The sequence below is a fragment of the Flavobacterium sp. genome, assembly GCF_049590715.1.
Taxonomy (GTDB): domain Bacteria; phylum Bacteroidota; class Bacteroidia; order Flavobacteriales; family Flavobacteriaceae; genus Flavobacterium.
The window spans coordinates 1-8465 of the sequence record NZ_JBAWDL010000092.1 but is presented as its reverse complement, the minus strand read 5'-3'; the positions used below and the strand labels follow the sequence as shown (position 1 = coordinate 8465).

Below are 8465 nucleotides of genomic sequence, written 5' to 3'. Positions count from 1 at the left end.
AAAATACTCAAATAAAAAACACTCATTTTTGATTTAAAAAAGACATTGTCTTTTGCACAGGTTGGCTTATTTTCGACTAATAAAGTAAAGTTAAATTAGAATCAAAAAGTTGTTATCTACTGTTGGTTTTTTATTTTTGAAAAAAATAGTTTTTAGATGTAGTCATTATAATATTGTATGAAGAGAATTCTTTTTTTTATTTTTATGATTGGTGTGGTCACCACAGGGTATTCTCAAATAGAGTTTAATAAAACCTTTAAAGTGATTCCACCTGTAGCTATTCCGCCCAAAGCGGAAAAAAAGCCAGTGCCCGAAAAACCCAGTAATAAAGATCCTTTTGCAGTGGTTCCTAAACCTAATGCTAAGAATCCTGAAACGCCTATGGAAGATCCAACGTATTCTAATGGGAAAAAACCAGAGCCTATTTCTATGATTGAGCATAATGATTTTGACGATCCTGGTGAAGCTTTAAAAGAGAAGTTAAGTAAAAGTTTGGATCGATCATTAGTTAATGAAGGTTTAAAGTTAGATTCTAGAATGCTCGTTAAAATTGATGTGAATTTTGGAGACCTCCGAACTACATCAGAGTATTTCGTTATCAAATGCCGTGATTTTGGTCAAATTGATGGTGATTTAATCAAAGCATCACTGAATAATCAAGCTGTAAAAGAGAGGATTCAATTGCAAAGTAATTATCAGGTATTCCGAATTTATTTTAAAGAAGGAATAAACACATTCGAACTTGAGGCATTGAATAGAGGTAGTTTAGGTGGGAATACGGCTGAGTTTCAAATCTATGATGATAAAGGGAAGTTTGTGCGTTCGGATTTTTGGGAAAATTGGGACACTGGAGTCAAAGGAAAGTTCATTATTGTTAAGGAGTAATTCGCATTGAAATAAGTCAAAAAAAACCTTTGCTATTTTATATCAAAAAAAATAAAAATCCATTTTTACAATCCAAATTTAAAAAGTAATTTTGCGCCCATGCAACACAACGTACTTATTTTAGATTTCGGATCGCAATACACTCAGCTTATTGCGCGTAGAGTTCGCGAATTAAATATATTCTGCGAAATTTTTCCATACAATCATTTTCCAGATGATTTATCAAGTTATAAAGCGGTAATTTTAGGAGGTAGCCCTTTCTCTGTTCGCGGAGAAGATGCACCACACCCTGACTTATCCCAAATTAGAGGTAAACTACCTATGCTTGCCGTTTGTTACGGAGCACAATATTTAGCCCATTTTAGTGGTGGAGAAGTTGCTGCATCTAATACAAGAGAATACGGTAGAGCTAATTTATCTTATATTAAGGAAGAGGAAATTTTCTTCGATGGCGTTTCTGAAAACAGCCAAGTTTGGATGAGTCATAGTGATAGTATCAAAGCATTACCTACTAATGGTGTTAAGTTAGCGAGTACTCATGATGTAGAATTTGCTGCTTACAAAATTGAAGGAGAAACTACTTATGCTATTCAATACCATCCTGAAGTTTTTCACTCTACTGACGGTTCTAAAATGTTAGAGAACTTCTTAGTGAAAATTGCTGAAGTACCTCAAAATTTTACGCCAAATGCTTTTGTTGAAGAGATAGTGGCTGAAATGCAAGAGAAAATTGGAAATGATAAAGTTGTTTTAGGACTATCTGGAGGAGTTGATTCTACTGTAGCAGCTGTTTTATTACACAAAGCCATTGGTAAAAACCTATATTGTATTTTTGTAAATAATGGTTTGTTACGTAAAAATGAATTTCAAAGTGTTTTAGATCAATACGAAGGAATGGGATTAAACGTAAAAGGGGTGGATGCTTCTCAACGTTTCTATGATGCATTAGCTGGAGTTACCGATCCAGAATTAAAAAGAAAAGCGATTGGAAATGCTTTTATCGAAGTTTTTGATGATGAGTCACACCAAATTGAAGATGTAACTTGGTTAGCCCAAGGAACTATATATCCTGACGTTATCGAATCAGTTTCTGTAAAAGGACCTTCGGCTACTATTAAATCACATCACAATGTGGGAGGGCTTCCTGATTATATGAAATTAAAAATTGTAGAGCCTTTACGTATGCTTTTCAAAGATGAAGTACGTAGGGTAGGTGCGTCTTTAGGAATTGATCCAGAATTATTAGGAAGACATCCTTTCCCAGGGCCTGGATTGTCTATTCGTATCTTAGGTGATATTACTTTAGAGAAAGTTCAAATTTTACAAGATGTTGATAAAGTGTTTATTGATGGTTTAAAATCTTGGGGATTGTATGATAAAGTTTGGCAAGCAGGAGCTATTTTACTTCCTGTAAATAGTGTAGGTGTCATGGGTGATGAACGTACTTATGAAAAAGTAGTAGCACTTAGAGCAGTAGAATCCACTGACGGAATGACGGCTGACTGGGTACACTTACCGTATGACTTCTTGATGAAAGTATCTAATGATATTATCAATAAGGTAAAAGGAGTGAACCGAGTTGTTTATGATATTAGCTCTAAACCACCCGCAACTATTGAGTGGGAATAATTCAATATAAATATTATTTTTTTACAATTAAGTAGTTACATTTGTAAATACTTAATTGTAAAAAATAATATTGATGAAGATTTTTTTAAGGATTATATTGTTGCTAATTCCTACAATAATTTCCGCTCAAAATTCGTTTTTAGAGCATAAAACAAAAAAAGGAGAAACCGCTTATTCTATTTCTCTAAATTACAAGTTACCTCTCAATGATTTGTATAAATATAATTCGGGAATACAAAACGGAGTTTCAGAAAATCAAATTCTAAAAATACCCGTTTATTCAATTTCTAATATAGAAATAGATCAAGTTGCAATACATATTGTTGAACCAAAAGAGACTTTATTTAGTATATCAAAAAAATATTTGATCTCAGTTGAATCCTTAAAAAAAGCCAATGAAGAATTGCTTAACGAAGGTTTGAAATCTGGACAACATTTAACAATTCCTAAAACGGAATTACTACAATCGCAACAAAACAAATCAGGCATAAAAAACACCAAAACAGAACATATAGTTTTGCCAAAAGAATCTTTATTTAGTATAGCACGTACTTATAATGTGTCTGTTGAGGATTTGGGCGAGATTAATAAAGAGATACTAAATGATGGTTTGAAATCGGGGCAACTAATAGTGATTCCTAACAAAAAGAAGACATTAGATGGTAGAGTCCGAATAATCAATAAACAAACTATTTTTCATATTGTTGCTTCTAAAGAAACAAAATATTCTATTGCAAAGCAATACGGAATTTCAATAGAACAGTTAGAGTCTCAAAATCCAGAAATAATAAGCAGCTTAGTGGAAGGCAATAAGCTGGCTATTAATAAAGATAAGATCAATCCTGAAAACGATACTGAAGAGTTAATGATTGCATTGGCAGAAAAACAAGTTGTTGTAGAGAATGACAAAGCTAAAAAAGTACAAATACAAGATTTAAAAGATCGATTGACTGTTCAAAAAGAAATGAATCAAAAAATCATCAAAATTAATAATTTGAAATTTGATTTAAATACGGTTGACTGGCAAAAAGGTGATGAAAAGTCATCTGAAAAATTAAAATTAGTACTTGAAGCAAATAGAAATGTACAAGAAATTTTGATGGGAAAATTAGACTCATTAATTGTTTTTATGGACGGAGATTTGACTAATTTAAAGGAAATGAAAATTACCGATTTAAGAGAAACAAAACGTTTGGAAAATGAGTCTTATAAAAATATTGCTCAAACAAACGAAATGTCCAATAATTTAAAGCGTGAACTTGCTATAAACCGAAAAAATTATGCTGAATTAATGAATAAAGTGGAACAAATCGCTGTTGCGGAAAATCAAGTATACAAAAGGAAAGTTCGTGAAGGAGAAAAGGAAGCAAAACAAGAAAAAATAGATGGTCTTTCATACGAAGATCTAAATAAATACAAAGTAACACAAGAGAAAAACGACAAACAAAATACGGCTTTATTAGGTAAAATAGATTCTTTAGGAGCACAAAAAAAGATAGAAGTTAAAAGATATATTAGCAAGGCAACTTTTTATAGTACAGAAGCAAGGTCCTTTGATGATAATTTAGCATTGTTAAAAATCAATAGACATCAAAAGGAAGTAATTGAAAAACAGAAAGAAGTCAATCCTGATCAATTTAATTCAATTCCTATTACTACAGAACAAGGAGCAGAGATAATAGCTAAAAATCCTAATTTATATGCTGAAATTATTGATAAAATTGAAGTTATTGATAATATACATGATAATAAACTAGGATTTTATTTGGTGTTAAAAGAGTTTACAGAAGCAACACCAAGAGATGAATTTATTATTAAATTAATAGATGCAGGAGATTTTAATACTAGCTTTTTTTTCAATGTAAATAAACTTTCGTATTATGTTTATTCTGATTATGCTACAAATATTGAAGGCTTGGTAGGAAAATTAGTGAAACAAAAAAACAATATTGATTATAAGGATGTAAAAATTGTAAAATTAGAGGATAATAGGCCATCTGATTAAGATTATATATGTAAATAATGAAGTTTCCCTTGAATATGTTAGGTTTATAAAAGCTTTTTAGTTTAATTAAAAATTAATTTTTAGAATATAAATATGACCCATTTTTTTAAAATAATCCCATTTTTTCTTTTATTATCAATTACTGTATTTTCTCAAGAGAAAACAATTACACATAAGATTGAAGCGGGGGAGACTATAGTTAAAATTGCTCAAAAATATCAAGTCACACCTTTTGATATATACCAACTTAATCCAGATGCTCAAAGAGGATTGAAACCAAACATGATATTATTAATTCCAGGTAAGTCAAGAATTAAAGTTACTACTGTTAAGCCAAAAGTAGAATTGACTACAGGTTCGCATGAAGTAATGCCTAAAGAAACTTTATATGGGATTCGTAAGAAATATGGTGTTTCAGAAGAGGAGTTAAAGAGAGCAAACCCTTTTTTGGAAGCAAATGGTATACAAATAGGGCAGGTTCTGGTTATTCCTAATAATAAATTGAATAAGTCAGTTGCTCCTATAGTAACTGAAAAAGTGATTTACCATGAAGTGTTACCTAAAGAAACAAAGTATTCTATTGCAAAGCAATATAATATTACAATTGATGAATTAGAAAAACGAAATCCTGAAATTATTCCAAATCTAACTATTGGATATAAATTATTGATAAAAGGGAAACTGTCTAAAGAAATTAAAACAGGTGAATTTGTAGAGAATAAATCTACCGTTTTAACTCCAATTACAACAGATTTAAAGTATACTACTTATGAAGTTAAACCACAAGAAACATTATATAGCTTGTCTAAAATGTTTGATTTAACTCAGGATGAATTAATTAAGTTAAATCCTGTTTTAACAAACGGTGTTACTATTGGAATGGTGTTGAAGGTTCCTTCAAAAATGGTTCAACTAAATAATTCAAAAGCAGATTTTGAGTATACCACTTATGAAGTAAAACCATTAGAAACTTTATATAGTTTGTCTAAAATGTTTGATTTAACTCAGGATGAATTAATTAAGTTAAATCCTGCTTTAGCAAATGGTGTTACTATTGGAATGGTCTTGAAAGTTCCTTCTAGAATAGTTCCATTAATTGAAACAAAAAAAGAATTTTCGTCATTATCTAACATTATTGCAGAGGGAAAACGCAAAAGATTAGTGATGTTATTACCGTTTAATATTCCGAAAATTGAATCAGATTCTGTGAATTCTACTTCTAATAGAATAAAAAAAGATAAGTTTTTGAATATGACTTTAGACTTTTATGCAGGAGCTTTGATAGCTATTGATTCTGCTAAAGTGATGGGATTACCTATTGATATTGAAATCTATGATTCACAAGAAAATAAATTTGGTTCCAATGTTCCAGCATTAATTAAAAATTATCAACTAGAGACAGCAAATGCTATCATTGGTCCTTTTTACCAAAGCAATGCTGAAGTGGCCGCTAAATTGTTAAAAGAAACCAATACTCCTGTTATATCGCCTTTGTCCAAAGAAGTAGGGAATCCGTATCGTAATTTATATCAAACGATTCCTTCTCCTGAAACTGTTAAAAATACCATGTTTAATTTTATGCGTTCCAATGGTGGAAACATCATGGCTGTAGTAGATAAGAAAAAAGAATCTATAATTAAATACATTAAAGAAAATCAACCTGCTGTTCCATTTGTAGCTTTTACAGATCAAGGAAGTGTGTCTGTTGAAAGTTTCAAAAGTTTATTAGTGAAAGATAAGATGAACTATGTGGTGATGGAAACTGAAAATACTTGGATGATTAAAACTACACTAGCAATGATGTTAGGTGTTATGAAAGAGTATCAAGTACAATTAGTGATTTTAGAGCCTAATAGTACGTTTGATTTTGAAGAAATTAAATTTGAAAATTTAATAAAACTGAAATTGATGTATCCTTCAGTAACACGTGAAAATGCTTCAAATGAAGCGGCTATTTTTGATAGAAATTATAAGAAAATAAATAATGTTTATCCAGGAACGTATGCATCTCGTGGTTTTGATGTTACTTTTGATACAATGATGCGATTAGTTCAAAATGTCAAATTTGAAGAAACAGTCAATACTGTGGCAACAAAACAAGTAGATAATCAATTTGAATATTACTTAAAAGCAGATGGAGGATATACTAATAGAGGGGTTTTTATCTTGTATTATGACTCTGATTTAACGATTAAAGAAGCAAAATAATGACATCAAAAGTAACGTATTTAGGAGATTTAAGAACATCGTCAATTCATTTACAATCAGGAAGTGAAATCATATCTGATGCACCATTAGATAATAATGGTAAGGGAGAAGCTTTTTCTCCAACAGATACTGTAGCCAATGCTTTGGCAAGTTGCATGTTTACGATTATGGGAATCAAAGCACGTGATTTGAAAGTTGATTTGTCAACTTCGACAGCTAATGTTACTAAAATTATGAATGTAGAACCAAGAAGGATAGGAGCTATCAAAATTGAATTTGATATGCATAGTACAGTTGATGATAAGACAAAAGTGATTTTAGAAAGAACAGCTATGACTTGTCCTGTTTTTTTAAGTTTACATCCTGATATCGAAAAGAAAATTAGTTTTAACTGGAAATAGAATAAAGAGAAAAGAATATAGAAAAAGAAGCAAGAAGCAAGAGAAAAGAAGCAAGAGAAAAGAAGCAAGAGAGTCCATCCTCTTTTTTCTTTTCTCTTGCTTCTTTTCTCTTAAAAAAATCTTTTGAAAAAATGGATAAAAACCAAGAACAACTCATCAAGTTAGCTCATGCAAAAATGCCTTTTGGTAAATATGAAGGGCGTTATTTAATTGATTTACCTGAATATTATGTGGTTTGGTATCAGAACAAGGGATTTCCAAAAGGGGAATTAGGACAGCAACTTCAATTGGTTTACGAATTAAAATTGAATGGATTGGAGGAATTGATACGGAATATCAAAAAAAGATACCCAAAAGCTAGATAATCTCTTAAAATAAGGAAGGTTTTTGAGATATAAATTAATCAGTTGATCAATTGTCATATTTCCCAATTATCTCTTTTTTAAATTAGCATAATCCCAATTTATAATCGTATTTTTGCATCGTTTTTTATACAATTACAATACAAATTAGAACAGAATGAATCAAACGAAATATATTTTTGTTACTGGTGGTGTGACTTCTTCATTAGGAAAAGGAATTATTGCAGCATCATTGGCAAAATTGTTACAAGCCAGAGGATACCGTACAACAATTCAAAAGTTTGACCCTTATTTAAACGTGGATCCAGGGACATTAAATCCTTATGAACACGGGGAGTGTTATGTAACTGATGATGGTGCTGAAACCGATTTGGATTTAGGACATTACGAACGTTTCTTGAATGTTCCTACTTCTCAGGCTAACAATGTTACTACTGGTAGAATTTACCTTTCTGTTATTGAAAAAGAAAGAAGAGGTGAGTTTTTAGGAAAAACCGTTCAAGTAGTACCTCATATTACCAATGAAATTAAAGACAGAATGCAATTACTTGGTAAATCAGGTGATTACGATATTGTTATTACTGAAATTGGTGGAACTGTCGGAGATATTGAATCATTACCATATATTGAATCTGTACGTCAATTAGTTTGGGATATGGGTGAGCATAATACTATTGTAATCCATTTAACATTAGTTCCTTATTTAGCTGCAGCAGGTGAGTTGAAAACAAAACCAACACAGCACTCTGTAAAAACGTTGATGGAAAGTGGTATTAAAGCGGACATCTTAGTTTGTAGAACAGAACACGAAATTTCAAATGAAATTCGTAATAAATTAGCGTTGTTTTGTAACGTGAAAAGAGAAGCCGTTATTCAATCTATTGATGCTTCAACTATATATGAAGTACCTAATTTAATGCTTGAAGAAGGATTAGATGTAGTTGCTTTAAAAAAATTAGATTTACCTAAAAGAGC

At 30.9% G+C, this 8465-nt stretch carries 7 protein-coding genes; all 7 read left to right on the top strand.

The features are described 5' to 3' along the window. Nucleotides 1-177 precede the first annotated feature (177 nt). Nucleotides 178-885 carry a hypothetical protein gene (locus WBQ70_RS04560; RefSeq protein ID WP_423911184.1) on the top strand — a complete coding sequence of 236 codons (708 nt, stop codon included), beginning with the start codon at nt 178-180 and terminating at the stop codon, nt 883-885. A gap of 99 nt (nt 886-984) precedes the next feature. Next, the gene (guaA, locus tag WBQ70_RS04555; RefSeq protein ID WP_423911181.1) at nt 985-2514 is read left to right on the top strand and encodes a glutamine-hydrolyzing GMP synthase; all 1530 of its coding nucleotides are present in this window, start codon (nt 985-987) and stop codon (nt 2512-2514) included. A gap of 73 nt (nt 2515-2587) precedes the next feature. Then, nucleotides 2588-4519: a LysM peptidoglycan-binding domain-containing protein gene (locus tag WBQ70_RS04550; protein ID WP_423911178.1), complete on the top strand. Its 1932-nt coding sequence runs from the start codon at nt 2588-2590 to the stop codon at nt 4517-4519. A gap of 93 nt (nt 4520-4612) precedes the next feature. Next, complete coding sequence (locus tag WBQ70_RS04545; protein ID WP_423911175.1) at nt 4613-6727, top strand: LysM peptidoglycan-binding domain-containing protein; 2115 nt, start codon at nt 4613-4615, stop codon at nt 6725-6727. Beyond that, nucleotides 6727-7128, top strand: a complete 402-nt coding sequence (locus WBQ70_RS04540) for an OsmC family protein (RefSeq protein ID WP_423911172.1) — start codon at nt 6727-6729, stop codon at nt 7126-7128. Before WBQ70_RS04545 ends, WBQ70_RS04540 begins: the two co-directional genes overlap by 1 nt. A gap of 131 nt (nt 7129-7259) precedes the next feature. Further along, nucleotides 7260-7493, top strand: a complete 234-nt coding sequence (locus tag WBQ70_RS04535) for a DUF3820 family protein (RefSeq protein ID WP_423911170.1) — start codon at nt 7260-7262, stop codon at nt 7491-7493. A 154-nt stretch (nt 7494-7647) separates the two neighbouring features. Then, a partial coding sequence (locus WBQ70_RS04530) for a CTP synthase (RefSeq protein ID WP_423911167.1) occupies nt 7648-8465 on the top strand: 818 nt, incomplete at its 3' end.